Source organism: Streptomyces glaucescens, from assembly GCF_000761215.1.
Lineage (GTDB): Bacteria > Actinomycetota > Actinomycetes > Streptomycetales > Streptomycetaceae > Streptomyces > Streptomyces glaucescens_B.
This window is the reverse complement of record NZ_CP009438.1, coordinates 1706399-1733398: the sequence shown is the minus strand read 5'-3', so window position 1 is coordinate 1733398 and position 27000 is coordinate 1706399. Positions and strand designations below refer to the sequence as shown.

Here is a 27000-nt window from a genome sequence, read left to right as displayed (position 1 = left end):
GGCCGGCGCCCACCCGCCGGGTGAGACCTCACACACCCGGCGAAGCGGAGACCCCGTCCGACGGGGTCTCCGCCGCACAGCTCACCGAGAACGGCACCTTCTCCGAGGCGGCGTGCACCGGCGCGCGGACCTCCACCCCGATGGCGTCCTCGAACGTCCCGCTGTCGTCGTACGTCGTCACCGTCACCCGGTCCTGCCCCGTGCGGTCGCCGCCCGCCGGGAACGACAGCGTCTTCCAGCCCCCGTCGAACGGCTCCCCGTCCTCACCCACCCACCGGTACACGACCTCCGCCGGCACCCTGCCCACCGTGAACGTCGCCGTGAACTCGGGCGCGTGCGCGGGCGGGGGCGGACACGGGCCGGAGTACCCGGTGCGGGCACCCGTCACGGTCACCGTCACCGACTGCGGCGGCGGGGATCCGGAAGGACCGCTGTCGCCCGGCCTCGCACTCCGGCCCGGTGCCGCGGACGGCGTCGGAGCCGGCGGGTTTCCGGCAGTGTCCTCCCGCGCCGGGCCGGGCGTGCTCCGCCGCGCCGTCGGAGCGGCCGTCGGCGGCCCGCCCGCAGCCGCGTCCCCGCTGTTCAGCAGCGCGTACGTCAGCCCCGTGAGCGCCGGCACCAGCACCGCCAGACCCGCGGCCACCGCGACCGCGGCCCGGCGGCGGGGCGGCGGCCCGGGGTCCGGGCCGCTCCGGCCGGACGGCTTCCGCGGCGGCGGGGCGGACGCCGGGGCGGCCGGGCCGTACGGCGCGTACGGCGGTGTCGCGACCGTGTCCCCGCCCGCCGCGCCGCCTCCGGACGGGGTGCCCCCGGCACCGATCAGCCGCAGCTCCCGCTCGGCGTGCTCGGCCGGCGGACGCCGGCCCGGCTCCTTGCGCAGCAGGCCCTCGATGACCGGACCCAGCGGACCCGCCCGGCACGGCGGCGGCAACTCCTCGTCGACGATGGCCCGCAGGGTGCTGATGGGCGTGTCGTGCCGGAACGGCGAACGGCCCTCCACAGCCGCGTACAGCAGTACGCCGAGCGACCACAGATCGGACTCGGGGCCGGGTGTGCGGCCCAGCGCCCGCTCCGGGGCGAGGAACTCCGGGGAGCCGACCACCTCGCCGGTCATGGTGAGCGCGGAGCTGCCCTCGACCATGGCGATCCCGAAGTCGGTGAGCACCACCCGGCCGTCGTCGGACAGCAGCACGTTTCGCCGGCTTCACGTCCCGGTGCAGCACCCCCGCCGCGTGCGCGGCCCGCAGGGCGGCCAGCACCTCCGCGCCGACGTGCGCCGCCCGCCGCGGGGCCACCGGGCCCTCCGCCTCCAGCACTTCGGCCAGCGAAAGGCCCCGCACCAGCTCCATCACGACCCACGGGCGGCCCTCCTCGGCCGCCACGTCGTAGACCGTCACCACATTGCGGTGCGCGACCCGCGCGGCGGCCCACGCCTCCCGTTCCAGCCGCGCGTACATCCGCTCCACGTCGGATCCCGGCAGCCCGGCCGGGGCACGCACCTCCTTGACGGCGACCTCGCGGCCCAGCACTTCGTCACGGGCCCGCCACACGGTGCCCATGCCGCCCTCGCCGAGGGGGGACAGCAGCCGGTAGCGACCCGCGATCAGCCGTTCACGGCCCGGTACGTCGGACACGGGCGCCCCCTCCTCTCATCCGGGCGGAAGTCCTGTTCTCCACGAAAGCGGCTCAGCCGAGTGCGGTTGTCGCCCCCTTGAGCACCAGTCCGGCCCCCAGGGCCACCACGACGGACGCCGACCCGAGCGGCACGGCGCGCCGCAGCGCCGCCGTCAGCCGGCCGGTGGGCCGCAGCGCCCGGGCCGCGCCCGCGCCCAGCCGGAACACGGCGAACCCGGCCGCGGTGAGCGTCAGGGCCAGCCCCGCGCCGTACGCGAGGACGAGCAGCAGCCCGAACCACGCCTTGCCGAGCGCCGCCGCGCCGACGAGCACGACGACGGCGGACGGGCTGGGCACGAGCCCCCCGGCGAACCCGAGGAAGAGGGTGCCGCGCAGGGACGGGCGGTGGGGGTGCGGGTGGGGGTGGAGCTCGTCTCCGGGGCCGTGCCCGTGCCCGTGGGGATGCCCATGCCTGTGGGGTCCGTGTCCGTGCCCGTGGGGTCCGTGCCCGTGCCCGTGCCCGTGGGGGTGTCCGTGCCCGTGGGGGTGCCCGTGTCCGTGTCCGCGGCTGCGCCAGGCCCGGCGTACGAGGCCCACTCCGGCCGCCGACACCAGGGCGCCGCTCGCGATGCCCAGCCAGGCGACCACCGAGGGCGCCGCCGCGGAGCCCGCCGTGACCAGCAGGCCGAGGGCGACCACGCCGAGGGTGTGGGTGACGGTCACCGACGCGGCCAGCGGCAGCACGTCCCGCGGCCGCGCCCGGCCGCCGCGCGCCACCGCCGTCGCCGCCATCAGCGTCTTGCCGTGCCCCGGGGCGAGCGCGTGCAGCGCGCCGAGGCCCAGCGCGACGGCCAGGGCGAGGGCGGCGAAGCCGGGGGTGAGGTCATGGCGGGAGACCAGGGAGTCCAGCGCCCGGGTGTACCGGTCGGCGCCGCGCGGCAGCACGGACGCGGCGGGCGCGTCGCCGTCCCGCTCCCGTCCGGCCAGGGCGGGTCCGCCGGGGCGCAGCCGGAGGGAGGCCGTGGTGGTCCGGGCCGGGGAGGACAGCAACTCCTGCGGGTAGCGCGTCAGTTCCCGGGACGCCGACTCCTCGGGCACGTCGGACGCGGTCAGGGTGGTGCGATCGCCGCGGGCCGTGATCTCGCGCCAGCCCGTGCCGACGTCCGCGCTGCGGAAACCGACGGCGGTCCGCCCGCCGCGGGGCAGCGGAGCCGTCAGCCGGCACTCCACGCGGAGGGTGCGCAGGCCCGCCTGTCCCGGCCGGACCCGTCCGGAGCCGGAGACGACGCTGAGCGCGACGCTCCGCCCGCCGACGGTGAGCCGGCTGTCCCGCGCGGCCCGCGCGCAGCGCTGCCGGGCCCAGCCGTCCAGGCCCAGCCGCTCGACGTCCGGTCCGGCCTGGACCGCGGGGATCTCGGCGAGGTCCTCGACGTGCTCGACGTGCAGCCGCCCGGGGGCGGCGACGAGCCCGTCGTACTGGCCGACGGTGAAGTTGCCCAGCGGATGGGCGCCGGCTGCACCGGCGGGCAGCAGCACGAGCGCGCAGGCGGCCAGTGCGGACGCGGCGAGGTGACGGAGTCTCACGCGGTGGCCCCCAGGCTCTTCAGCGCCGCCCGGGCCTCCCGGGCGCCCCGCGGGGAGAAGCCGGGGTTCAGCTCCAGGGCCCGGGTGAGGGAGGTGCGGGCCTCCCGGTCGCGGCCCAGGGCGCGCTCGATCATGCCGCGGTGGTAGTGGAACGCGGCGTTGCGGTAGCCGGTCGCGGTGGCCCGGCGGGCGAGGGCGAGGGCCTGCGCGTCCCGTCCGTTGCGGTGCAGTGCCCAGGCGAGGGCGTCGGCGGTGTGCACGCTGTGGCGGCGCTGCCACTCGGCGCGGGCCGCGCGCAGTGCCGTCCGCGCGTCGCCGTGGTCGGCCGCCGCGAGGGCGGTGTCCAGGTCGGGGTTGAGGCCGCCCGCACGGGCCAGCGCCGTCCAGGCGTCGACCAGCGCGTACTGCTCGCGCGCCGCGGCCCCGTCGCCGTCCTCCTCGTACAGCTCGCCGAGCAGCACCAGCGGGCCGGGCAGCGGGGCCCGGGCGACGACCTGCCGGGCCGTCCGGATCGCCGCCGCCCGGTCGCCCCGCGCCGCCTCGGCGCGTGCCCGGCCCTCCAGCGCGGGCAGGTGGGTGTCGTCGGCGGCGAGAGCGCGGGCGTAGTGGCGCAGCGCGGCCGTGTGCTCGCCCTGGTCGAAGGCGAGCCGGCCGAGCGCGGTGGCCACGTACGCCACGTCGCCGGGCGCGGTGGCCGAGCGCAGCGCCTGCGCCAGGACCCGGCGGGCCGTACGGACGTCGCCGCGCAGCTCCCGCACGTACGCGTACCGGGTGAAGACGGGTACTCCCGGCCGCCGGGTGTCGGCGAGGTCGGCGGCCCGCGCGGCCTCCGTGTAGCGGCCGAGTTCGACGAGGGCGTCGATCCGGGTGCACAGGGCCCGTTCGTTGTACGGGTTGCGCTCCAGGGCCCGGCCGGCGTCGCGCAGCGCACCGGTGAAGTCGTGCCGGGCGGCGGCCAGGGCCGCACGGCCCGCGAGGGCCTGGTCGTCGCCGGGGCGCAGGGCGAGCGAGCGGTCCAGGGCCCGCTCCGCCCGCGGGTAGCGCGACGGGTCGCCGGAGGTCCTCGCCTGTTCCACGTACGCCAGTCCCAGGGTCGCCCAGCCGGCCGGGTCCCGTGGCTGGGCGCGCAGGTGGGCCTGGAGCGCGGTGACGACCGTGTCCGGGTCGCCGTGGGCGAGCAGGGCCGGGGAGACCGCCGCCGGGGGGACCGGCCGGCGCCCGGCGTCCCGGACGTCGCCGACCGCGATCGACGTTCCCGTGAGGGCGACCGCCAGCAGGGCGGCGCAGCCGGCGAGCCGGGCGGTGCGGTGCGGGCGCCGGGGCGGCCGCTCGGTGGTGTCGTCGGTCGTGCGGGGGACCATGCCTCTCCTCGTGCGGCGGCTGGACAACGGGACGGAAGGAAGGGGGCAGCGGGGGTGGCGCGGCCCGCGCCGTGGGGGTTGGGGAGGGAGCGGGCCGCGCCGGTTCGGGAGGGACCGTCAGTAGGCGCGGCCCCGGCCGCGGCGCCACCAGGCGAGCCCCGCGCCGATCAGCAGCACGCCCACCGCGCCGGCGCCCGCCGAGGCGGCGATGAGCGGTGTGTCGTCGTCCCCGGCGGAACCGGCCGGGGACAGGGCGTCGGCCAGCCCGCTGCGGACGTCCGCGTCACCCGAGGTGCCCTTGGCGAGCGGGCCGCGCGAACCCTCCGTCGGAAGGGCGACGTACGGGAACGCCTTCTCGAACGCGCGGTCGTTGGCGTCGACCGCGTCCCCCAGGTCGTTCTCGGCGCCGACCAGTTCGCCCTCCACGACCTGGAGGGCGATGTCGATCACGTCGTCGGTGAGCCGCCGGCCGTTCGGGAAGCCCGCGGTGTCGCCGTCGAGCACGCCGAGCCGCTCGGGGTGCTTCGCGGGCTTGACGGAGGTGTTCAGGCGCAGTTGCTCGGCCGGGGTCACGTGCGGCGGCTGGTTGAGGTCCGGCACGCCCTTCAGGAAGACGTCGACGAGGTCGCTGCGGGGCTCGGCCGGGGCCTTGATCTTGTAGATCGCCTCGATCAGCTTCGGCAGCTCCGGGCCGGTGACGTTCTTCAGGAACCTCGCGTCGTCCCGGGGGGTGGACGCGTTGAACACGTCCTTGTCCTTCTGCGGGTTGACGACCTCGTTCACCAGCGGGTTGCCCAGCCGGGACACCTGGGTGAACCCGCCCTTGGCGGTGCGGCGCTGGGTGGTGGTCCAGATGCCGACGACCGGCTGGTGCGCCGACTCGGTGATCATGTGGGTCGGCACCTGGAGGGCGATGGAGTTGACGTTGTAGCCCTTGAGGGTGTCGTTGCCGACCTCGGTGAGGTTCCCGCCGTACAGCAGGTCGAAGACGCGCAGATCCAGGAAGAACGGGTCGTCCGCCTGCCCGGCGAACGTCTGGGCGCCGCCCGCCAGGCGGTGCACGGCCTGCCGGCGCAGCTTCCCGTAGTCCGGCATCGACGCCTTGCCCACGTTCGACGGCGCCACCGGCACACCGGTGGCGATCTTCGTGCGGGACACCGCGTGCAGGTTCTCCAGCCGGATCAGTTCCAGGTCGTACCTCTGGGTGACGTTGAGGTCGGGGTCGTCCAGGCTCTCGACCGGGCCGGTGTTGTAGAGGAAGGTGTTCCCGTCCTTGACGTGGGTGCGGAAGGTGTAGCGGAACACCAGGTCCTCCCGCGCGTCACCGTCGTTGTCGACCCGCAGGTCGTACTGGGCGTCCTCCGCGAAGAGGAAGAAGTTCGGCCCGCCGGCCGGCTCCTCGAAGGGAATCCAGTCGGCGACGATCGTCGTGGTGTCCGGCCGGTCGGGGCTCACGAACGCGTACAGGTCCGTGGTGTCGTACTGCGGGGTGCCCGAGATCAGCGGCGCCTCCCGGTGACTGGAGGCGGCGGCCTCCCCCGGCCCCAGCGCGGCCACGCCGGCGGCTGCGAGCCCCCCGGCGGCCAGCGCGCCACACACGAGGGCGGCGACGCCGCGTCCCGCCCCGCTCCTGGAGATAGCTGTCATGCCGTCCGTCCTCCGTGCCGATGTGCCTGACGCCGGGGATTCGCGGCGGACCGCCGGCCGGATTGGTCGGCCGGGGAAAATTTTTCGCCCCGTCATTTCCCCGGGGCCGACCCGCGTTTTCGGCCCGCCGATCCGTACTCCCGTCCGAGAGGTGACAGGGAGGGAGGGGGAGCGGGTGGAGGCGGACGAGCTTCTGCTGCGCGTGGCGGGCGGCGACCAGCAGGCCTTCGAGGATCTCTACGCACTGGTGTCCGGCCCGGTCTTCGGACTGGTGAAACGCGTGGTGCGGGACCCGGCCCAGTCCGAGGAGGTGGCCCAGGAGGTGCTGCTCGAACTCTGGCGGTCCGCCGGACGGTTCGACCCCCGGCGCGGCAGCGCCCTCGCCTGGGTGCTCACCCTCGCCCACCGGCGCGCCGTCGACCGGGTGCGCAGTGCCCGGGCGGCCGTCGACCGGGAGCAGCGGGAGGCGCTGCGCGCCCGGGCACCCGCCTTCGACCAGGTCGCCGAGGAGGTGGAGGCCGGGCTCGAACGCGAGTGGGTGCGCCGCTGCCTGCACCGGCTCACCGCCCTGCAGCGGCAGTCGGTCACCCTGGCCTACTACGAGGGCTACACCTACCGTGAGGTCGCCGAGCGGCTGTCGCTGCCGCTGGGCACGGTCAAGACCCGGATGCGGGACGGCCTGACCCGGCTGCGGGACTGCCTCGGAGGTGCGGCATGAGCGTCCTGGACCGTCTCCTGGGCCGCGAGGACCCCCACTCCCTCGCCGCGCCCTACGCGCTCGACGCCCTCGGCCCCGGCGAACGGCACCGGTTCGAGCGGCACCTGGCCCGCTGCGGGCGGTGCGCCGCCGAGGTGCGGGCACTGGCCGAGGACGCGGTGCGGCTGGCCTGGTCGGCGGCCGAACCCGCCCCGCCCGGCCTGCGGGAGCGCGTCCTGTCGGCCGTACGCACCACACCGCAGGAGCCGGCTCCGGCCGCCGCGCACGCCCCGCGGCTGCCGCCGCACGTCTGGGGCACGCGACCGCCGCCCGCCCGCGCGCGCAGGTCCCGCCCGCGCCCCCTGTTCGTGCCGTTCGCGACGGTGACCGCCGCCGCGGCCCTCGTCGTCGCCGCGCTCTTCGCCGTCCAGGCGGACCGGACCCGGGACCAACTGGCCGCGGAGCGGGACCGGGCACGTGAGATCGCCCACGTCCTGGCCGCCGGGGACGCCCGCGCGGCGTCCGGCCGGGACCAACACGGCGGCACGATCGGAGTGATCGCTTCCGTGTCCGCGGGGCGTGCTGTGGTGACCCTGCGCGGGTACGACGAGCCGTCCGGGGAACGAGTGCATCAGCTATGGGTCATGCGCCCCCATGCGCAACCGCGCTCCCTGGGCCTGTTCGACGGCGGCACACCGCTGGTCGTGTCGGGCCTGGACAGGGCGGCGGCATCACTCGCCGTGACGGTCGAACCCGAGGGAGGATCAGATCGGCCCACCACGAAACCCGTTGTCCAACTCGCCCTGGAATCGGTCGGATTCGGAGAGTAATCGAGGGAGGATCGTCAACACCCTTACGGGGAAGGTGATTCCTGTGACCGCGATGCACGAGTGCTCCGAGGGAGCGATAGGGTTACCCTGCCCGGGCCGGGTGGACTCGTACGGGTGGGGAGTGACATGGAACAGATAACTGTGCGCAACAGGGCGAGGGTCCCTGCGATCACCTGCGGTAGCAGCGCGACCAGCACGCGCCTCGATCGGCACCTCGCGGTGCTGGCGGGTCCCGCCGTGCCGCAGCAGAAGACGGCCGAGGCGACCTCGCTGATGCGTGAGCTGACCGCGCGCGAGCCCGCGCACCGCCCCAGTGCCACGGGTGTCCGGGTGAGCCGCGTCTCGCTCTTCGCCCCGCTGCGCCGGCTCCGCCGCACCCTGTTCGGCGGTCACTGACCGGTACGGGCGCTCCCCGGGGGCCGCTTTCCCGGACCCGCGCTCAGGCCACCACACCGTCCCGGCGCAAGGCTGCGATCTCGTCGTCCGTCATCCCCACGGCACGCAGCAGCGCCCCGGTGTGCCGGCCGAGCGCGGGGACGTCGCCCATCCGTGCGGTGTCCCCACCCGGCAGGGTGATCGGCGGCAGCAGTGCCCGCAGCGGCCCCACCGGCGACCCCACCTCCCGCCACCGGTCCCGCGCCGCGAGCTGCGGGTGCTCCGCCACCTCCCGGACGTCCCGCAGGCGCGCACAGGCGATCCCCGCGCCCTCCAGCAGCGCCAGCGCCTCGTCCGTGCCGAGCGCGGCCAGCGCCGTCGCCACCAGCTCGTCCGTCCGCTCCCGGTGCGCCACCCGCGCCGCGTTCGTCGCGTACGCCGGGTCCGTCGCCAGCTCCGGCCGGCCCATCACCTGTTCGGCCAGCCGCCGCCACTCCCGGTCGTTCTGCACCGACAGCAGCACCCGGCCCCCGTCCGCCGTGCCGTAGGCGTCGTACGGCGCGATCACCGCGTGCGCCAGGCCGGTGCGCGCCGGGGGAGCGCCGTCGTGCATCGCGTGGTGCAGCGGATGGCCCATCCACTCCGCCAGCGAGTCCAGCATCGAGATCTCCACCGGCCCGCCGCGCCCGGTCGTCCCCCGGCGCACCAGCGCGGCCAGCACCCCGGAGAAGGCGTACATGGCCGCCGCGATGTCCGCCGCGGGGATCCCCGCCTTCACCGGCTGCTCGGGCGTCCCGGTCACCGACACCAGTCCCGCCTCGCACTGCACGAGCATGTCGTAGGCCCGCTTGCCCGCGTACGGCCCCGACGCCCCGTACCCCGAGATGTCCACCGCCACCAGCCGCGGGTGCGCCGCGCACAGCGTCGCCGCGTCCAGGCCGAGCCGGGCCGCCGCCCCCTGCGCGAGGTTCTGCACGAACACGTCCGCGTCCGCGACGAGCCGCCGTACCACGTCCAGCCCGCGCGGGTCCTTCAGGTCCAGCGCGATCGACTCCTTGCCGCGGTTGCACCACACGAAGTGCGAGGCCAGTCCGCGGGCGGCGGTGTCGTAGCCGCGCGCGAAGTCACCGCCGTCGACCCGCTCGACCTTGATCACCCGGGCACCGAGGTCGGCGAGCTGACGGGTGGCGAACGGGGCCGACACGGCCTGCTCGACGGCGACGACGGTGATGCCCTCCAGGGGCAGGGGGAGACGCTCCATGGGGTGGATCATGGCGGCTGCCCGGCCCCTTGTCAGCAGCGCGGTGTCCCCGCTAGCGGATCCCGCGCGCGTACCGGCGCACGGCCGCGGGGACGAAGACGGCGAGGAGCACCGCGCACCACGCCAGCGACCCGGCGACCGGGTGCGCCACCGGCCAGGCCGCGCCCTCGGGCACGGGGGCGTTGCCGAACAGGTCGCGCACGGCCGTGGCGACCGCGCTGATCGGGTTCCACTCGGCGACCGCGCGCAGCCGGCCGGGCAGGCCCTCGGCCGGGATGTAGGCGCTGGACAGCAGGGGCAGCACGAAGGTCGCCCCGCCCAGCTGGCCCGCGGCCTCCTCGTCGCGGGTGAGCAGGCCGAGGAAGATTCCCGCCCAGGTGCAGGCGAACCGGAACAGCAGCAGCAGGGCGACGGCCCCCGCCGCGCCGGCCGCCGACCCCTCGGCCCGCCAGCCCATCGCCAGCCCCACGAGCAGGAACGGCACCGTGCCGGCGGCCATGACGGCCACGTCCGCGGCGGCCAGGCCGAGCGGAGCCGGGCCCTGCCGTGGACGCCGGAGCAGGAGAGCGCCGTGCGGATGGCGTACCTGGGGGGCCGGCTGGCGAGCGGGGCCTATCCGCGGCTCGCGGCGGCGTTGTCGGAGGATCCGGGACCCACCGATCCCGAGGCGCTGTTCGAGCTGATGCTGGAGCGGGTGCTGGGCGGGTTCGCGCCGCAGGGGTGAGGCCCGGCGCCGGCCGTGGAGCCCGGGAGGGCCCGGGGACGCGCCCGCGGGGCGGGGACGCACACCGGCACGGGTCAGTCCCCCCGGGCGGGAGTCACAGCAGGGCGAGCTGGCCTTCCGGCCCCTCCTCGCGGGAGCTCAGCACCGAGGCGGGGCGGCGGACCCGGTCCGGTACCGGGAGGACGCCCGCCTCCCTCAGTTCCGCCGCCGTGATGGCCGCCGTCACCGCCAGCCCTTCCCGCCGCAGGCGGAGTTCCGCGATCAGGGTGAGGACCGTGATCAGCTCCAGGAGCTCCGACGTCCAGGTCTGCGGCCAGGCCGCCGGGCGGACGGCCGTCAGGGTCCCCGCCGCGGCGGGGCCGGTGCGGGCGGTGAACCAGTGTTCCAGGACCCGTGCTCCGCCCGCCTCGAAGTCCCACGCCTGCGGCGGCACCGGCGAGATGCGGCCCTCGTCGAGGAGCAGGGCCTCCTCGTCGCGGTCGTAGCGCAGGGTGGTGGGCCGGGCGGGCAGCGGGGCGCGGACGTAGGGGCGGCGGCCGCCCGGCAGCCTGGGGCGTTCGCCGTCGCGGCGCATGAGCCACAGCAGGCGACGGCCCAGTGCGAGGCCCTCGGCCCACAGGCCCGGGTCCGCGGTGAGGGGGACGGTGAGGCCGGGGCCCGTCGTCGCCACGGCCCAGGCGAGGACGTCCAGCGGGGTCACCGCGTGGCCGAGGCGGGCGGCCAGGTGGTCCAGGAGGCCCGGCGCCAGATTGGGTTCGCTGCCGTCGGGGCGGCGGTGCAGCGGGCGGACGGGACCGAGGAGGGGCAGGACGGACGTCGCCAGGAGCGGCAGTGCCGGGTCCTCGGGGTGCTCCACGGCGAAGACCTGGCCGGGGCCGGCCACCCGCCACAGCTCCGGGCGGGCGGCGTCGATGAGGCGGTGGTCGGGCAGGAGCCACTGCTCGTCGAACGGGGCGCGCAGGACACGGACCGGCTCCGGGCAGGGCCCCGTGGCGCGCAGCAGGCGCTCCGTGCCGGTGGACTGGCCGGGCAGCTGGGCGACCGCGGTGCGCAGGGTGCGGGCGCGGGACGGCTCGAACAGCGCTTCCCGCTCGGCGCCCTCGGCGCGGACGAGGGCGTTCCAGCGGGCCTTGAGCGAGCCGGGGTCGGGCGCCGCCGGCCAGCCCCGGCCGAGCCGGGGAGGTGCGACGGACCACGGCATGAGGTCCGCCAGCGGCGGAGCGTCGTCGTACGTCACGCCCGGCATCGTACGACGGGCGGGGCCCGGCCAGGGCCTGTCGTTCGATCAGGCCCGCTTGCGGTGCGGCGCCTTCCGGCCGACCCGAGCGGCGTCCGGTACGTGCGGCTGCGCGGCGCGTGACGACAACGCGGCGCATGTGCGTGCCGGACCCCGCGACGCCGGGACGACCCGAACGACAGGCCTAGGTCGCGTCCAGGGTGACGGTGAAGGAGAAGCGGTCGCCGCGGTAGTGGATGACGGCCACGTCCAGGACGCGGCCGTCCGCGTCGTAGGTGACGCCCGTGTAGTGCAGGATCGGGCTGAGCAGGGGCACCTGGAGCAGCCGGGCGGTCTCCGGGTCGGCGAGACGGGCCTCCACGGTGTCCGTGATCCTGCTGATGTCCGCGCCGACCACGTCGCGCAGCACCTTGGTCATCGGCCAGCGCACCAGGTCGTCGGGGTCGATGCGGTCGGCCAGTTCGGGGCGCACCCAGTTGCGGGCGTGGTTGGTCGGCTCGCCGGTCTCGGCGTCGCTGCGCAGCCGGTGGTAGGCGGCGGCCTCGCCGAGGTCCGGGAAGTACTCGGCGGCCTCGGCGGGCACGGGGACGCGGCCGTGTTCCAGCAGTTCGGTCGTCATGCCGGACTGCTGGGCCACAATCGCGTCCACCGAGCCGAGCAGCCGGACCGGCGAGCCCCGGCGGGCGTTCGGCTCGATGAACGTGCCGCGCCGGCGATGGCGGGTGATGAGCCCCTCGTCCTCCAGTTCCTTCAGCGCCTGTCGCATGGTCAGCACGCTCACGCCGTAGTGCCCGGCGAGCTGTTCCTCGGTGGGCAGCCGCAGCGGGTCCCGGGGCGAGCGGCCGAGTATCGAGGCGCGCAGCGACTGCGACACCTGGTACCAGAGCGGCAGCTTGCGGTTGAGGACGATGGAGTCCGGGGCGAAGGAGGTCACGGTGCCATCCGTACCGGTTGCGGAATCGTCGGTGCAACAGCGGGGTCGCGGGGCGGGCCGGGTCAGCGCGCGTGGAAGTGGCGTTCCAGGCCCTGCCAGACGTCGTCGTAGGCCCGCTGCAGGTGGTCCGCCTGCGCGGCCTGCGGGGTGAGCGTCACCGGCCAGCGGGTCTCGAACATGAACGCCAGCCCGTCGTCGATCTTCTGCGGCCTCAGCTCGGCGGCGCTCGCCCGGTCGAACGTCTCCCGGTCGGGGCCGTGCGCGGACATCATGTTGTGCAGCGAGCCGCCGCCCGGCACGAAGCCCTCCGCCTTCGCGTCGTAGGCGCCCTCGATCAGGCCCATGTACTCGCTCATCACGTTCCGGTGGAAGTACGGCGGCCGGAAGGTGTCCTCGCCGACCAGCCAGCGCGGCGCGAAGACGACGAAGTCGACGCCGGCCAGACCGGGGGTGTCCGAGGGGGAGGTGAGCACCGTGAAGATCGACGGGTCGGGGTGGTCGTAGGAGATGGTGCCGATGACGTTGAACCGGCGCAGGTCGTAGACGTACGGCACGTAGTTGCCGTGCCAGGCGACCACGTCCAGCGGGGAGTGGTCGTAGGTGGCCGTCCAGAGGTTGCCGCAGAACTTGTTCACCACCTCCACCGGGCCCTCGACGTCCTCGTACGCGGCGACCGGCGCGCGGAAGTCACGGGCGTTGGCGAGTCCGTTGGCGCCGATCGGGCCCAGGTCGGGGAGGCGGAAGGGGGCGCCGTAGTTCTCGCAGACGTAGCCGCGGGCGGTCTCGTCGAGCAGTTCCACCCGGAAGCGGACCCCGCGCGGGACCAGCGCCACGTGGCCCGGCTCGGCGTGCAGCAGGCCGAACTCCGTGCGCAGCAGGAGCCCGCCGCGCTCCGGGACGATCAGCAGTTCACCGTCCGCGTCGCTGAAGACGCGGGTCATGGAGGCGTTGGCGTGGTACAGGTGCACGGCCATGCCGGAGCGCTGGGTGGCGTCGCCGTTGCCGCCCAGGGTCCACAGGCCCTTGAGGAAGTCGGTGCCGGGCCCGGGCTCCGGGAGCGGGTTCCAGCGCAGCCGGTTGGGGTCGGCCACCGTCTGGCCGAAGGGCGCGGTGCGCAGCGCGCCGTTGCCGGTGCGGGTGAACGCCGGGTGGGCGGCGGACGGGCGGATCCGGTACAGCCAGGAGCGGCGGTTGTGCGCCCGGGGCTCGGTGAACGCCGTACCGCTGAGCTGCTCCGCGTACAGCCCCAGCGGCGCGCGCTGCGGTGAGTTGCGGCCCTCGGGCAGGGCGCCCGGGACCGCCTCGGAGCTGTGCTCGTTGCCGAACCCGGACAGGTACGCCAGCGCTTCGGCGGTCTTGCGTGCTCCCCCACGCTCGAACTCGCTCGCGCGGGCGGTGCCCCCATCGCTCATGATCACTGCTCCTTGTGCCGGTGATGGTGTGCAGGGTGAGGGTGGCCGGTGAGGGCGACTCCTGATTCCTATGGATCACCGTAGGATTGCGGTTGCTCGCGCGCAAGGGGCCTGCGCCGGCCCGTGCTCCTCCTCTCGGCGGACTACCGGAGACCACGAGAACCAGACCTGAGGGGGATCCGGGGCCTCGCACCGGTGTTCTAGGCTCGCCGGTATGTCATGGACGCGCGGATACCCCGCCGCGTTCGCGGTCTGTGTCCTCGTACTGGCCGGATCCGCGGGCTGCGGCACCGGTGACACAGCAGAGCGGCGGGACGAAGGCGCACCCGCGCCCGTGGGCAGGGTGCTGGAGGACCGGGACGACCAGGGGCGGCCCTACCGCCAGGTCGACGAGGAGGACGCCCCCGAGGTCGGCGTCGAGGTGCAGCCCGCCCCGGCCGACGGCGGCTGGCGGGTCCGGCTGACCCTCGACGGTTTCCGCTTCTCACCCCCCGGCGCCCCCGCCGAGGCGGTGGCCGGGCGCGGCACCGCGCGGCTCTTCGTCGACGGCCGGTACGTCACCGAACTGCGCCGTCCCGAGCACCTGCTGCCCGGCCGCCTCGTCCCGCGCGGCACCCACCAGGTCACCGCCCGGCTCTACGCCGACGACGGCACCGTGTGGGCGGTGGACGGCGAGCCGGTCGAGAGCACCGCCGACATCACCGTCTCCGCGTCCGAACCGGCACCCGGGAGGAGCGCGGGGGAGTCCGCGGCGCCCGGGACGGGAGGCTGACCCGGCGGCGGGATGAGTGCTGTGGCCATCGGTGGCCGTACCAGGGGGTGAGGTTCACCGGACCGCCACGGAAAGGCATCATGAAGCCCGTGCCCCACGCGACCACGCTCCGCCGCGCGCCCGTCCAGCGCCGCAGCGCCGAACGGCTGACCAGGATCCTCGACGCGTGCGCCGGCCTCCTCGACGAGGTCGGCTACGACGCGCTGAGCACCCGCGCCGTCGCCCAGCGCGCCGGTGTCCCCATCGGCTCGGTCTACCGCTTCTTCGGCAACAAGCGGCAGATGGCGGACGCGCTCGCCCAGCGCAACCTGGAGCGCTACGCCGAGCGCGTCACCGGGCGGCTGAAGGACGCCGGGGCCGGGGACTGGCGGGCGGCCATGGACGCCGTGCTCGACGAGTACCTGGCCATGAAGCGCACCGCGCCCGGCTTCTCCCTGGTCGACTTCGGCAACCAGATACCCGTGGGCGCCCGGCAGGGCGAGCCCAACCACCGGGTCGCCGACCGGCTGACCGGCCTGCTCTCCGGCTTCCTCGGCCGCGCCCCCGACGAGGATCTGCGCCGGACCTTCCTGATCGCCGTGGAGACCGCCGACACCCTCGTCCAGCTGGCCTTCCGGGTGGACCCGCAGGGGGACGAGCGGATCATCGCGGAGATGCGGGAGCTGCTGCGTTCCTACCTGGGGCGCGTACTGGACTGACGGCCGCACCCGGAGCGACGGCCGCCCCGGCTGAGGGCCGCTTCCGGCTGAGGGCCGCTTCCGGCTGAGGGCCGCCCCCGGCTGAGGCCCGCCCCCGGCTGAGGGCGCTCCGGCTGAGGCCCACCCCCGCACAGGCGCCCGCTCCTGGACCGGCTGACGGGCGGCGGGAACCGCGGCCGGCGGAGGAGAGGCGTGCAAAGCCCTCCCCCTCCATGCCTACCGGTCGGTATGCTCCCCTCGTCCGCGCGCCGCAGCCGCCGTCAGCCCCGGGAGGACCCGTGTCCCGCACCGCTCTGCGTATCTGTCCGTTGTGCGAGGCCACCTGCGGGCTGACCCTCACCATCGAGGGCACCGCCGTCACCGGTGCCCGCGGCGACCGCGACGACGTCTTCAGCCGGGGCTTCATCTGCCCCAAGGGCGCCTCCTTCGGCGCCGTCGACGGCGACCCCGACCGGCTCCGCACCCCGCTGGTGCGCCGGGACGGCGAACTGCGCGAAGCCACCTGGGAGGAGGCCTTCGACACGGTCGCGGCGGCCATCCGGCCGGTGGTCGAGCGGCACGGCCCGCATGCGGTGGGCGTCGTCCTCGGCAACCCCAACGTGCACACCGTGGCCGGTGCCCTCTACCCGCCGGTCCTGCTCGGCGCGCTCGGCACCCGCAGCCTGTTCACCGCCTCCACGGTCGACCAGATGCCCAAGCACGTCTCCAGCGGCCTCCTCTACGGCGACGCGGGCGCCATCCCCGTGCCCGACCTCGACCGCACCGGCCACCTGCTGCTGATCGGCGCCAACCCGCTCGAGTCCAACGGCAGCCTGTGCACCGCGCCCGACTTCCCCGGCCGGCTGAAGGCGCTCAAGGCCCGCGGCGGCACCCTCACCGTCATCGACCCGCGCCGCACCCGCACCGCCCGGCTCGCCGACCGGCACATCGCGATCCGGCCCGGCACAGACGCGCTGCTGCTCGCGGCCACCGCGCACGTGCTGTTCGAGGAGAAGCTGGCCGACGTCGGCGAGCTGGCCCCGCACCTGGACGGACTCGACGAACTCCGGGCCGCCCTCGAAGACTTCACCCCTCAGGCCGTCGCCCCCGCCTGCGACGTCGACCCCGAGGTGCCGCGCCTGCTCGCCCGCGAACTGGCCGCCGCGCCCACCGCCGCCGTCTACGGCCGGATCGGCAGCTGCACCGTCCCGCACGGCACCCTCGCCAGCTGGCTCGTCGACGTCCTCAACATCCTCACCGGAAACCTCGACCGCCCCGGCGGCGCCCTCTTCCCGCACGCCGCCACCGACCGGACGCCCCGCCCGGCCGGCCCCGGCAAGGGCTTCGCCCTCGGCCGCTGGCACTCCCGCGTGAGCCGGCACCCCGAGGCGAAGGGCGAGCTGCCGATCTCCGCGCTCGCCGAGGAGATCGACACCGCGACGCCGGACGGCGAACCGATCCGCGCGCTCATCGCCGTCGCCGCCAACCCGGTGCTCTCCGCGCCCGACGGCGACCGCCTCGACAAGGCGCTCGGCTCCCTCGACTTCATGGTCGCCGTCGACCCCTACCTCAACGAGACCTCCCGGCACGCCGACGTGGTGCTGCCGCCGCCCCCGCCCGCGCAGAGCCCGCACCACGACTTCGCCTTCAACACCCTCGCCGTGCGCAACCAGGTCCGCTACACCCGGCCCGCGATCCCGCTGGAGCCCGGCCGGATGGCCGAGACGGAGATCCTGGCCCGGCTGATCCTGGCGGTGAGCGGCATGCACGGGGCCGACCCGAGCGCCGTCGACGCGATGGTGATCGACCAGACCCTCGGCAAGGCGGTCCTGGACCCGCACTCCCCGGTGCACGGCCGCGACCCGCGCGACCTGGCCGCACGGCTCACCGGCGAGAACGGGCCCGAGCGGCGGCTCGACCTGATGCTGCGCCTCGGCCCCTACGGCGACGGCTTCGGCGCCCGCGAGGACGGGCTGACGCTGGAGAAACTGCTCGCCCACCCGCACGGCATCGACCTCGGGCCGCTGCGCCCGCGGCTGCCGCAGCCGCTGCGGACCCGCACCGGCAAGGTGGAGCTGCTGCCCGGCCCGATCGCCGCCGACCTGCCCCGGCTGAAGCGGGCCATGGCCGAACGTCCCGCCGGGCTGCTCCTGGTCGGCCGCCGCCACCTGCGCTCCAACAACTCCTGGATGCACAACATCCCGGCCCTCACGGGCGGCACCAACCGCTGCACCCTGCACATCCACCCGGAGGACGCCGAACGGCTCGGGGTGCGCGACGGGGCCTCCGTGCGGGTCAAGGGCGCCGGGGGAGCGGTCACGGCGGTGGCGGAGGTCACCGACGCGGTGCGGCGGGGCGTGGTGAGTCTGCCGCACGGCTGGGGCCACGACCGCCCGGGCACCCGGCTCCGCCACGCCGCGGCCGATCCGGGCGTCAACGTCAACCAGCTCCTCGACGGCAGCCTGCTGGACCCGCTCTCGGGCAACGCGGTGCTCAACGGCGTCCCCGTCGAGCTGGCCCCGATGGCCTGAACCTCGGGGGCCGCTGACCTGAGCAAAGCTGTGACCAGCAGTTTTGCGCTTATTGCTCGCGTGTCAACATCTTGTTAACGCCGCTTGGCGGGACCTAACGTCCATCGCACCGCCGGCCCAGGTGGGAGTTCAAGGGCGAACGTTAGGTATCCACTCATGCTGACCATCCTCGGCTTCGCCATGATCGCGACCTTCCTGGTCCTGATCATGATGAAGAAGATGTCGCCGATCGCGGCGCTCGTGCTGATCCCCGCGCTGTTCTGCGTGTTCGTCGGCAAGGGCGCCCACCTGGGCGACTACGTCATCGACGGCGTCACCAGCCTCGCCCCCACCGCGGCGATGCTGATGTTCGCGATCGTCTACTTCGGGGTGATGATCGACGTCGGTCTCTTCGACCCGGTCGTCCGGGGCATCCTGAGGTTCTGCAAGGCCGACCCGATGCGGATCGTCGTCGGGACGGCCCTGCTCGCCGCGGTCGTGTCGCTGGACGGCGACGGCTCCACCACCTTCATGATCACGGTCTCCGCGCTGTATCCGCTCTACAAGCGGCTGCGGATGAGCCTGGTCGTCCTGACCGGTGTCGCCGCCATGGCCAACGGCGTCATGAACACACTGCCCTGGGGCGGCCCCACCGCCCGTGCCGCCACCGCGCTCAAGCTGGACGCCAGCGACATCTTCGTCCCGATGATCCCGGCCCTCGCCGCCGGCCTGCTCTTCGTGATCGGGCTCTCCTACGTCCTCGGTCTGCGCGAGCGCAAGCGGCTCGGCGTGCTGGCGCTGGACGAGGTGCCGGCGGAGGAGAAGGAGACGGTGCTGGTGGGCGCCGGTTCCGGGGCGGGCGCCGAGGGCGGGCGGCGCACCGCCGGCGCCGGCACGGGCACGGGCGCGGACGGCCCCGCCGGTGTACCCGCGGCTCCCGGTGCCCCCGCAGCCGCCGGTTCCGCGGGCAGTGCCGACGAGGACGACGACTTCCAGGGACTCGACCCGCACCGCGACACCCTGCGCCCGAGGCTCTACTGGTTCAACGCGCTGCTGACGGTCTCCCTGCTCACCGCCATGATCATGGAGTGGCTGCCGATCCCGGTGCTGTTCCTGCTCGGTGCCGCGCTCGCGCTCTCCGTGAACTTCCCGCGCATCCCCGACCAGAAGGCCCGCATCGCCGCCCACGCCGACAACGTCCTCAACGTCTCCGGCATGGTCTTCGCCGCCGCCGTCTTCACCGGCGTGCTCCAGGGCACCGGCATGGTCGACGCCATGGCCACGTGGATGGTCGACGTCATCCCCCAGGGCATGGGCCCGCACATGGCCCTCGTCACCGGCGTGCTCAGCCTCCCGCTCACCTACTTCATGTCGAACGACGGCTTCTACTTCGGCGTCCTGCCGGTCCTCGCCGAGGCCGGTGCCGCGCACGGCGTCTCGCCGCTGGAGATGGCCCGCGCCTCCCTCGTCGGCCAGCCCCTGCACATGTCCAGCCCGCTCGTCCCGGCCGTCTACGTGCTGGTCGGCATGGCGAAGGTCGAGTTCGGCGACCACACCCGGTTCGTGGTCAAGTGGGCCGCCCTCACCTGCCTGGTCATCCTCGGGGCGGGCATCCTGTTCGGCATCATCTGACGCACCCGACCCCTGCGACGTCCGTCGCCCCCGACTCCTTCCCCCTTCGGAGGTAACAACCATGAGGCCCGGTGGGAACCGCGGCTGGCTGCTCCGCCTCGTCATCGCCTTCAGCTTCGCGCAGGGGGCGGTGTCGATGGCCCGGCCCGCCGTCTCCTACCGGGCCCTCGCGCTGGGCGCGGACGAACGGGCCATCGGCGTGATCGCGGGCGTCTACGCGCTGCTGCCGGTGTTCGCCGCCGTTCCGCTGGGCCGCCGTACCGATCACGGCCGCTGCGCGCCGCTGCTGCCCGTGGGCGTCGTGCTGATCTCCGGCGGCTGCGCGCTCAGCGGCCTGGCCGGCTCCCTGTGGGCCATGGCGGTCTGGAGCGGCGTGATGGGCCTCGGCCACCTCTGCTTCGTCATCGGCGCCCAGTCCCTGGTGGCCCGCCAGTCCGCGCCGCACGAACAGGACCGCAACTTCGGCCACTTCACCATCGGCGCGTCCCTCGGCCAGCTCGTCGGCCCGATCGCGGCGGGCGCGCTGATCGGCGGTCCCGACCGGGCGGGCGGCAGCGCGCTCGCCCTGCTCGTCGCCGGGGCCGTCGCCGCGGTGGCCTGCACCTCGCTGTGGCGCATCGAGCACCGCCGTACGACCCCCGCAGCCCGTACGACCGCGGGCGGCCGCGTCCCCGTGCACCGCATCCTGCGCACCCGCGGTGTGCCCGCGGGCATCCTGGTCAGCCTCTCCGTGCTGTCCGCCACCGACATCCTCACCGCCTACCTGCCGGTGGTCGGTGAGCACCGGGGCATCGCCCCGTCGGTGATCGGGCTGCTGCTCAGCCTGCGGGCGGCGGCCACCATCGCCTGCCGCCTGGTGCTCACCCCGCTGCTGCGGCTGCTCGGCCGCACCGCGCTGCTCGCCGTGACCTGCCTGCTGGCCGCGGTGCTCTGCGCGGGCGTCGCCGTTCCGGTGCCGGTGTGGGCGCTCGCCCTGATGCTGGCCGCGCTCGGCTTCTGCCTGGGCGTCGGGCAGCCGCTGTCCATGACGACCGTCGTGCAGGCCGCCCCCGAGGGCGCCCGGTCCACCGCGCTCGCCCTGCGGCTGACCGGCAACCGCCTCGGCCAGGCCGCCGCCCCGGCCGCGGCGGGCCTGGTCGCCGGGGTGGCGGGGGTGGCCGCGCCGTTCGTGATGCTCGGTGCCTTGCTGCTGCTGTCCGGCGGGGTCGCCCTGCGCGGACCGGCGCAGCGGCCGGCGGGGGAGCGGGCGCGCGAGGTGCGCGCGCCGCGGGCCCGCCGCCGCAGCGGCGCCTGAGCGGCACCGGCGCCCGAGCGGATGCCCGCGCCCGGGTACCGTGGCGCTGCCGCACCCGGACCCCGGTCCGGGGCCCCCGCACCGCCCCGCAGCGCCTGCGCCGCGCCCGGCCGGGCCGAGCGGATGCCCGCCGGCCCGCGCGGACGCCTGCGCCCGCGCACCGGGGCGCTGCCGCACCCACGCTCCGGTCCGGGGCCGCCCCCCCCGCACGGCCCCGCAGCGTCCGCCCCGTGCCCGGCTGGGCCGCGCGGATGCCTGTCCCGCGCCCGGGTACCGGTGCGCTGCTGCGCCCGGATCCCGATCCGGGGCGCCCGCAGCGCCCGCCCCGCGCCCGGCCGGCCCGCGGGGACGCCCGTGCCCGCGCCCGCGTACCGGGGCGCTGCCGCGCCCGAATCCCGATCCGGGGCCCCCGCAGCGCCCGCCCCCTGCCCGGCCGGCCCGCGGGGACGCCCGTGCCCTCGCCCGGGTACCGGGGCGCCACCGCACCCGGGCCCCGGTCCGGGGCGCCTGCGGTGCACGCCCGGGCCCGGTCGGTCCGTGCGGATGCCCGTGCCCGTGTCCGGTCCGCCGTGGTGGTGGCCGGGCTGCCGTTCGTCGGCGCCCCGGCGGCCGTCCGCGCCGACCCTCGGCGCGGACACGCTCGCCGGTCCGCGCGGGACGCGGGTCGACTTCCGGGCCGGGCCCGGGCAGGGTGAGCCGTGCCATGCGGAGCGCCCCTGGTGCCGTAAAACTAACGGCGCTAGTTTGGGGGCGACGACGAGGCCCGCCCGGAGGGAACGCGATGAAGGCACATGACGGCATGTACATCGACGGCGCCTGGCGCCCGGCGGCCGGAGCCGACGTCATCGACGTCGTGAACCCGGTCGACGAGCAGATCGTCGGCCAGGTGCCGGCGGGCACCGCGCTGGACGTCGACAACGCCGTGGGGGCCGCCCGCACCGCCCTGCCGGGCTGGGCCGCCACCCCGCCTGCCGAGCGCGCCGCGCGGCTGTCCGCCCTGCGGGACGGCCTGGTGGCGCGGGCCGAGGAGATCGCCGAGACGGTCACCGCCGAACTGGGCTCGCCGCTGAAGTTCTCCCGGACCGTCCACGTCGGGGCGCCGGTCGCGGTAGCGGGCTCCTACGCCGAACTGGCCGCCGGACACGCCTTCGAGGAGAAGGTCGGCAACTCCACCGTCCTCCACGAGCCGATCGGCGTGGTCGCCGCGATCACCCCCTGGAACTACCCGCTGCACCAGATCGTCGCCAAGGTCGCCCCCGCGCTCGCCGCGGGCTGCACGATCGTCCTGAAGCCCGCCGAGGACACCCCGCTCACCGCCCAGCTCTTCGCCGAGGTGGTCGACGGGGCCGGGATCCCCGCCGGTGTCTTCAACCTGGTCACCGGGCTCGGCCCGGTCGCCGGCCAGGCGCTCGCCGAGCACCCGGGCGTCGACCTGGTCTCCTTCACCGGCTCCACCGCCGTCGGCCGGCGGATCGGCGCGGTCGCCGGCTCCGGCGTCAAGAAGGTCGCCCTGGAGCTGGGCGGCAAGTCCGCCAACGTCATCCTGCCCGGCGCGGACCTGGACAAGGCGGTCAACGTGGGCGTCGCCAACGTGATGTCCAACTCCGGCCAGACGTGCAGTGCCTGGACCCGGATGCTGGTCCACCGCGACCGCTACGACGAGGCGGTCGAGCTGGCGGCGGCCGCCGCCGCCAAGTACGGCGACCGCATCGGCCCGGTGGTGAACGCCAAGCAGCAGCGGCGGGTGCTCGGGTACATCGCGCAGGGCGTCGCCGAGGGCGCCCGGCTGGTGGCCGGCGGCCCCGACGCCCCGCGTGAGCGGGGCTACTTCGTCAGCCCCACCGTCTTCGCCGACGTCACCCCCGGGATGACCATCGCCCAGGAGGAGATCTTCGGCCCCGTCCTGTCGATCCTGCGCTACGAGGACGAGGAGGACGCCCTGCGCATCGCCAACGGCACGGTCTACGGCCTGGCGGGCGCGGTCTGGGCGGCCGACGAGGCGACGGCGGTCGCCTTCGCGCGCCGGATGGAGACCGGGCAGGTCGACATCAACGGCGGCCGGTTCAACCCGCTGGCCCCCTTCGGCGGTTACAAGCAGTCGGGCGTGGGCCGGGAACTCGGCAGCCACGGCCTGGCCGAGTACCTGCAGACCAAGTCCCTCCAGTTCTGAGCCCCTCCGGGTCCTAGGAGTCATCTGTCATGGCCGTGCCTGCCACCGTCCGGGCCGCCGTCGTGCCCGCCGTCGGCGCCCCGCTGGAGATCACCGGCATCGAGCTGCCCGAGCCCGGACCCGGGCAGGTCCGGGTCCGGCTGGCCGCCGCCGGGGTGTGCCACTCCGACCTGTCCCTGTCCAACGGCACCATGAAGGTGCCCCTCCCGGCCGTCCTCGGCCACGAGGGCGCGGGCACCGTGCTCGCCGTCGGCGAGGGCGTCACCCATGTCGCCCCGGGCGACCCGGTCGTCCTCAACTGGGCGCCGTCCTGCGGGAACTGCCCCGCCTGCGCGCTCGGTGAGGTGTGGCTGTGCGCCAACGCCCTCGGCGGCATCGGCGCCGTCCACGCCCGCCGCGCCGACGACGGCAGCGAGCTGCACCCCGGCCTGAACGTCGCCGCGTTCGCCGAGGAGACCGTGGTGGGGGCGAACTGCGTGCTGCCCGCCCCGGACGGTGTGCCGCTCACGGACGCGGCCCTGCTCGGCTGTGCCGTGCTCACCGGCTACGGCGCCGTCCACCACTCGGCGCGGGTCCGCGAGGGCGAGACGGTCGCCGTGTTCGGCGTCGGCGGAGTGGGTCTCGCCGCCCTCCAGGCCGCCCGGATCGCGGGCGCGTCGAGGATCGTCGCCGTGGACGTCTCCGCGCAGAAGGAGGAGCTGGCGCGGGCGGCGGGCGCCACCGACTACGTGGTCGCCTCCGACACGACCCCGCGCGCGATCCGCGCCCTGACGGGCGGGCAGGGCGTCGACGTGGCCGTGGAGTGCGTGGGCCGGGCCGTCACCATCCGCGCCGCCTGGGAGTCCACCCGGCGCGGCGGCCGGACCACGGTCGTCGGCATCGGCGGCAAGGACCAGCAGGTCACCTTCAACGCCCTGGAGATCTTCCACTGGGGCCGCACCCTCTCCGGCTGCGTCTACGGCAACAGCGACCCCGCGCGCGACCTGCCGGTGCTCGCCGGACACGTCCGTGAGGGCCGGCTGGACCTCGGCGCGCTGGTGACCGAGCGGATCGCCCTGGACGGCATCCCGGCGGCGTTCGAGAACATGCTGGCGGGCAAGGGCGGCCGGGCGCTGGTCGTCTTCTGACGTCACGCGGCGGCCGTCCGGCGCGGCGGCGGCCCCGGCCGCGCGCGGGAGAGGGACTCGCCCTTCCGCGGCCGGGGGCGGCCCGTGGTGAGGAGAGGCGAGCGGGCGGTGACCGGCGCGCTCGCGGCTCCGGGCCGCTGCCGGCGCCGCGTCAGCGCAGCGAGCCCGGCGCGATGCCCAGCAGCTCCGCCAGCGCCCGCTCGCCGTCGGCCGTCACCTTCACGGCGCGCTCGGAGCCGATCCGCACGCACCAGCCCGCGTCGAGGGCGTGGCGGCACAGGGCGGCGCCCGCGGTCCCGGCGAGGTGCGGCCGGCGTTCGGTCCAGTCGAGGCAGGCGCGGGCCAGCGGGCGGCGGCCGGTGCGGTCGAGCGGGATGCCGGTCGCGCCGAACCAGGCCAGTCCCGCTCCGGTGAGCGCGAACCCGCCCTCCCGGTCCAGCAGGCCCAGCTCACCGAACGCGTCGGTGACCGCGATGCCGAGGCGCCCGGCGAGATGGTCGTAGCAGGTGCGTCCGCGGGCCATGGCGGAGCCCGCGCTCGACTCGCGCAGGCCCCCGGGCCGTCCCGGGGCCCGCGGTGTGACCTGCGCCGCCAAATCCTCCAGCAGCTGTGCGGTGCGCGCGTCGGCGAGCCGGACGTACCGGTGCCGTCCCTGCCGTTCCTCGGCGAGCAGGCCGCCCGCGACGAGCTTGCCGAGGTGCTCGCTCAGTGTGGACGGCGCGACGCCCGCGCGGCGCGCCAGCTCGCCGGCGGTCCACGCCCGCCCGTCGAGCAGCGCGAGCAGGCAGGCGGCCCGTGTGGTGTCGGCGATCAGGCCGGCGAACGCGGCGAGTCCGGCCGCCCGGGTGTCCCTGGTGGTCATGCCTCCCAGGATGGGCCAGGCACGGTTCGGCGCGCGCCGAACCCTCGTGCGCCGGCGTCCTACGCGGACGGCGCGAGCCGCGCGTACTGCTGCGCCAGCCCGTCCAGCAGGGCCGTGAGCCCGGTCTCGAAGGCCCGTTCGTCGACCTTCTCCTGCTGCTCGGCGAGGCGGTGCGCCTGCCCGAGGTGGGGGTAGTCGGCCGGGTCGTACGCGTCGGCGTCGTCCGGGAAGCCGCCGGCGAACGAGCCGAGCGCGGAGCCCATGATGAAGTACCGCATCAGCGCGCCGATCGAGGTGGCCTGGGCGGGCGGCCAGCCGGCCTCGACCATCGCGCCGTAGACCGCGTCGGCGAGCCGCAGGGCGGCGGGGCGGCGGCCGGGGCCGCGGGCGAGCACCGGGACGATGTTCGGGTGGTCGCGCAGGGCCGCGCGGTAGGAGACCGCCCAGTCGTGCAGGGCGGTGCGCCAGTCCCGGCCGTCCTCGAACATCGACAGGTCGACCTGGGCGCTCACCGAGTCGGCGACCGCCTCCAGGATCTCGTCCTTGGTGCGGAAGTGGTTGTAGAGCGACGGCCCGCTCACCCCCAGCTCGGCGGCGAGCCGCCGGGTGGAGACGGCCGCCAGGCCCTCGGCGTCCACGAGTTCCCGCGCCGTGTCGACGATCCGGTCGGTGCTGAGCAGGGGCTTGCGCGGTCGGGCCATGGCGCACATAGTAGGGCTGCGACTGTAAACTAGCAGTGCTAATTTAACGGGGCCGCTCTCCGCCGGCGGCCCTCATGCGACCTACGTGTGGGGTGACGCGTCATGAACCTGGAGCTCAGCGAGGAACAGACCGCCGTACGGCAGCTCGCCCGGGACTTCGTGGAGCGCGAGATCGCCCCCCATGTCATCGCCTGGGACCGGGCCGAGGAGGTCGACCGGGGCATCGTGAAGAAGCTCGGCGAGGTCGGCTTCCTCGGGCTCACCGTCGACGAGGAGTACGGCGGGTCCGGCGGCGACCACCTCGCCTACTGCCTCGTCACGGAGGAGCTGGGCCGCGGCGACTCCTCCGTGCGCGGCATCGTCTCCGTCTCCCTCGGGCTGGTCGCCAAGACCATCGCGGCCTGGGGGGACGAGGAGCAGAAGCGGCGGTGGCTGCCCGGCCTCACCTCCGGCGAGCTGGTCGGCTGCTTCGGGCTCACCGAACCCGGCACCGGCTCCGACGCGGGCAGCCTGGCCACCCGCGCGGTCCGCGACGGCGACGAGTACGTCGTGAACGGCACCAAGATGTTCATCACCAACGGCACCTGGGCCGACGTGGTGCTGCTCTTCGCCCGGTCCACGGACGCGCCCGGCCACAAGGGCGTCAGCGCCTTCCTGGTACCGGCCGACACCCCCGGCCTGACCCGCCGCACCGTCCACGGCAAGCTCGGACTGCGCGGCCAGGCGACCGCCGAACTCGTCCTGGAGGACGTCCGGGTGCCCGCCTCGGCGATGCTGGGCGAGGAGGGCAAGGGCTTCACCGTCGCCATGTCCGCGCTCGCCAAGGGCCGGATGTCGGTGGCGGCCGGCTGTGTCGGCATCGCGCAGGCCGCCCTGGACGCGGCGGTGCGCCACGCGGGCGAGCGCGAGCAGTTCGGCCGGACCATCGCCCACCACCAGCTCGTCCAGGAGCTGATCAGCGACATCGCCGTGGACGTCGACGCGGCCCGGCTGCTGACCTGGCGGGTCGCCGACCTGGTCGACCGCGGCCTGCCCTTCGCCACCGAGGCGTCCAAGGCCAAGCTCTTCGCCTCCGAGGCGGCCGTGCGGGCCGCGAACAACGCCCTCCAGGTCTTCGGCGGCTACGGCTACATCGACGAGTACCCCGCCGGCAAGCTCCTGCGCGACGCCCGCGTGATGACCCTCTACGAGGGCACCAGCCAGATCCAGAAGCTGCTCATCGGGCGGGCGCTGACGGGGGTGTCGGCATTCTGAGTACCGTCTGAGTACGGCGGCGGATGTGGCGCCGGCCACGTCCGCCGACGCTGGATCCCATGAGTGACAAGCAGCAGAACACCGCCGCCTTCTACGGTCAGGCCGTCGCCTCCTTCGCCGTCGCGATGGCCGCGACCGCCATCGGGATCTACCAGCTCGACGCCGACCCCTGGGTGCGCGGCTTCCTCGCCATCGCCGTGCTCTACCTGGTGACCTCCGCCTTCACCCTGGCCAAGGTGATCCGGGACCGGCAGGAGGGCACGCGGGCCGTGCACCACTCCCAGCGAGGCGTCTAAGCGAGCGCTCAGGTTCGGCGGTATGGTGG

The 27000-nt window shown here is 75.4% G+C and carries 21 protein-coding genes and 3 pseudogenes; 13 read left to right on the top strand and 11 right to left on the bottom strand.

All coding sequences use genetic code 11. The features are described 5' to 3' along the window. Nucleotides 1–28: 28 nt before the first annotated feature. The 4 genes and pseudogenes from SGLAU_RS07455 to SGLAU_RS07440 form a co-directional block, all read right to left on the bottom strand. Nucleotides 29–1634, bottom strand: a pseudogene (locus SGLAU_RS07455) (serine/threonine-protein kinase). Between the two features lie 52 nt (nucleotides 1635–1686). Continuing rightward, nucleotides 1687–3198, bottom strand: a complete 1512-nt coding sequence (locus SGLAU_RS07450; RefSeq protein WP_043499446.1) for a nickel transporter — start codon at nucleotides 3196–3198, stop codon at nucleotides 1687–1689. Continuing rightward, on the bottom strand, nucleotides 3195–4559 hold the full coding sequence (locus tag SGLAU_RS07445; protein ID WP_052413668.1) for a tetratricopeptide repeat protein: 1365 nt from the start codon (nucleotides 4557–4559) through the stop codon (nucleotides 3195–3197). Before SGLAU_RS07445 ends, SGLAU_RS07450 begins: the two co-directional genes overlap by 4 nt. Nucleotides 4560–4676: 117 nt before the next feature. Beyond that, a complete protein-coding gene (locus SGLAU_RS07440) occupies nucleotides 4677–6206 on the bottom strand; it encodes a DUF4331 domain-containing protein (protein ID WP_043499444.1) in 1530 nt (509 codons plus the stop codon). Nucleotides 6207–6357: 151 nt separating this feature from the next. Between SGLAU_RS07440 and SGLAU_RS07435 the strand changes: the two genes are divergently transcribed. The 3 genes from SGLAU_RS07435 to SGLAU_RS07425 all read left to right on the top strand — a co-directional run bounded on the left by SGLAU_RS07435 (nucleotide 6358) and on the right by SGLAU_RS07425 (nucleotide 8129). After that, nucleotides 6358–6924, top strand: a complete 567-nt coding sequence (locus SGLAU_RS07435; RefSeq protein ID WP_412556220.1) for a sigma-70 family RNA polymerase sigma factor — start codon at nucleotides 6358–6360, stop codon at nucleotides 6922–6924. After that, nucleotides 6921–7733, top strand: a complete 813-nt coding sequence (locus SGLAU_RS07430; protein ID WP_043499437.1) for an anti-sigma factor domain-containing protein — start codon at nucleotides 6921–6923, stop codon at nucleotides 7731–7733. Before SGLAU_RS07435 ends, SGLAU_RS07430 begins: the two co-directional genes overlap by 4 nt. A 126-nt stretch (nucleotides 7734–7859) precedes the next feature. Then, on the top strand, nucleotides 7860–8129 hold the full coding sequence (locus SGLAU_RS07425) for a hypothetical protein (RefSeq protein ID WP_043499434.1): 270 nt from the start codon (nucleotides 7860–7862) through the stop codon (nucleotides 8127–8129). A 43-nt stretch (nucleotides 8130–8172) separates the two neighbouring features. Here the strand turns inward: SGLAU_RS07425 and SGLAU_RS07420 are convergent, their stop codons facing one another. After that, a complete protein-coding gene (locus tag SGLAU_RS07420; RefSeq protein ID WP_043499432.1) occupies nucleotides 8173–9369 on the bottom strand; it encodes a CaiB/BaiF CoA transferase family protein in 1197 nt (398 codons plus the stop codon). Nucleotides 9370–9421: 52 nt separating this feature from the next. Then, nucleotides 9422–9901 (bottom strand): annotated as a pseudogene (locus SGLAU_RS07415) (ABC transporter permease); the annotation flags it as partial. Between SGLAU_RS07415 and SGLAU_RS34355 the strand changes: the two are divergent. After that, a pseudogene (locus SGLAU_RS34355) lies at nucleotides 9893–10093 on the top strand (TetR/AcrR family transcriptional regulator); the annotation flags it as partial. The pseudogenes SGLAU_RS07415 and SGLAU_RS34355 overlap by 9 nt on opposite strands. Nucleotides 10094–10187: 94 nt before the next feature. Here the strand turns inward: SGLAU_RS34355 and SGLAU_RS07410 are convergent. The 3 genes from SGLAU_RS07410 to hmgA all read right to left on the bottom strand — a co-directional run bounded on the left by SGLAU_RS07410 (nucleotide 10188) and on the right by hmgA (nucleotide 13676). Continuing rightward, nucleotides 10188–11339 (bottom strand): type ISP restriction/modification enzyme, encoded by a 1152-nt coding sequence (locus SGLAU_RS07410; RefSeq protein ID WP_043499430.1) that lies wholly within the window; start codon nucleotides 11337–11339, stop codon nucleotides 10188–10190. Nucleotides 11340–11514: 175 nt separating this feature from the next. Then, nucleotides 11515–12264 carry a GntR family transcriptional regulator gene (locus SGLAU_RS07405; RefSeq protein WP_043499428.1) on the bottom strand — a complete coding sequence of 250 codons (750 nt, stop codon included), beginning with the start codon at nucleotides 12262–12264 and terminating at the stop codon, nucleotides 11515–11517. 62 nt (nucleotides 12265–12326) lie between these two features. Then, nucleotides 12327–13676 (bottom strand): homogentisate 1,2-dioxygenase, encoded by a 1350-nt coding sequence (gene hmgA / locus SGLAU_RS07400; RefSeq protein ID WP_052414062.1) that lies wholly within the window; start codon nucleotides 13674–13676, stop codon nucleotides 12327–12329. Nucleotides 13677–13890: 214 nt separating this feature from the next. Between hmgA and SGLAU_RS07395 the strand changes: the two genes are divergently transcribed. The 7 genes from SGLAU_RS07395 (at nucleotide 13891) to SGLAU_RS07365 (ending at nucleotide 23858) form a co-directional block, all read left to right on the top strand. Further along, the gene (locus SGLAU_RS07395) at nucleotides 13891–14448 is read left to right on the top strand and encodes a hypothetical protein (RefSeq protein WP_043499426.1); all 558 of its coding nucleotides are present in this window, start codon (nucleotides 13891–13893) and stop codon (nucleotides 14446–14448) included. Nucleotides 14449–14528: 80 nt separating this feature from the next. Then, nucleotides 14529–15146, top strand: coding sequence for a TetR/AcrR family transcriptional regulator (locus tag SGLAU_RS07390; RefSeq protein ID WP_043499423.1), 618 nt, complete (start codon nucleotides 14529–14531; stop codon nucleotides 15144–15146). Nucleotides 15147–15424: 278 nt separating this feature from the next. After that, complete coding sequence (locus SGLAU_RS07385) at nucleotides 15425–17656, top strand: molybdopterin oxidoreductase family protein (protein ID WP_043499421.1); 2232 nt, start codon at nucleotides 15425–15427, stop codon at nucleotides 17654–17656. 156 nt (nucleotides 17657–17812) lie between these two features. Further along, entirely contained in the window at nucleotides 17813–19267 is a 1455-nt protein-coding gene (locus SGLAU_RS07380; protein ID WP_043499420.1) for a CitMHS family transporter, read from the top strand. A gap of 61 nt (nucleotides 19268–19328) precedes the next feature. Then, the gene (locus SGLAU_RS07375; RefSeq protein ID WP_043499418.1) at nucleotides 19329–20561 is read left to right on the top strand and encodes an MFS transporter; all 1233 of its coding nucleotides are present in this window, start codon (nucleotides 19329–19331) and stop codon (nucleotides 20559–20561) included. A 781-nt stretch (nucleotides 20562–21342) separates the two neighbouring features. Continuing rightward, entirely contained in the window at nucleotides 21343–22731 is a 1389-nt protein-coding gene (locus SGLAU_RS07370; RefSeq protein ID WP_043499416.1) for an aldehyde dehydrogenase family protein, read from the top strand. A gap of 29 nt (nucleotides 22732–22760) precedes the next feature. Next, nucleotides 22761–23858 (top strand): Zn-dependent alcohol dehydrogenase, encoded by a 1098-nt coding sequence (locus SGLAU_RS07365; RefSeq protein WP_043499415.1) that lies wholly within the window; start codon nucleotides 22761–22763, stop codon nucleotides 23856–23858. 151 nt (nucleotides 23859–24009) lie between these two features. On the opposite strand, the gene SGLAU_RS07360 is transcribed toward SGLAU_RS07365, so the two are convergent. Next, nucleotides 24010–24720 (bottom strand): ArsR/SmtB family transcription factor, encoded by a 711-nt coding sequence (locus SGLAU_RS07360; RefSeq protein WP_043499413.1) that lies wholly within the window; start codon nucleotides 24718–24720, stop codon nucleotides 24010–24012. Between the two features lie 59 nt (nucleotides 24721–24779). Continuing rightward, on the bottom strand, nucleotides 24780–25421 hold the full coding sequence (locus SGLAU_RS07355) for a TetR/AcrR family transcriptional regulator (protein ID WP_043499412.1): 642 nt from the start codon (nucleotides 25419–25421) through the stop codon (nucleotides 24780–24782). Nucleotides 25422–25523: 102 nt separating this feature from the next. Here SGLAU_RS07355 and SGLAU_RS07350 point away from each other — a divergent pair, with 102 nt between their 5' ends. Then, entirely contained in the window at nucleotides 25524–26675 is a 1152-nt protein-coding gene (locus tag SGLAU_RS07350; RefSeq protein WP_043499411.1) for an acyl-CoA dehydrogenase family protein, read from the top strand. Between the two features lie 59 nt (nucleotides 26676–26734). After that, on the top strand, nucleotides 26735–26971 hold the full coding sequence (locus SGLAU_RS07345) for a YiaA/YiaB family inner membrane protein (protein WP_043499409.1): 237 nt from the start codon (nucleotides 26735–26737) through the stop codon (nucleotides 26969–26971). The last annotated feature ends 29 nt before the right edge of the window (nucleotides 26972–27000 follow it).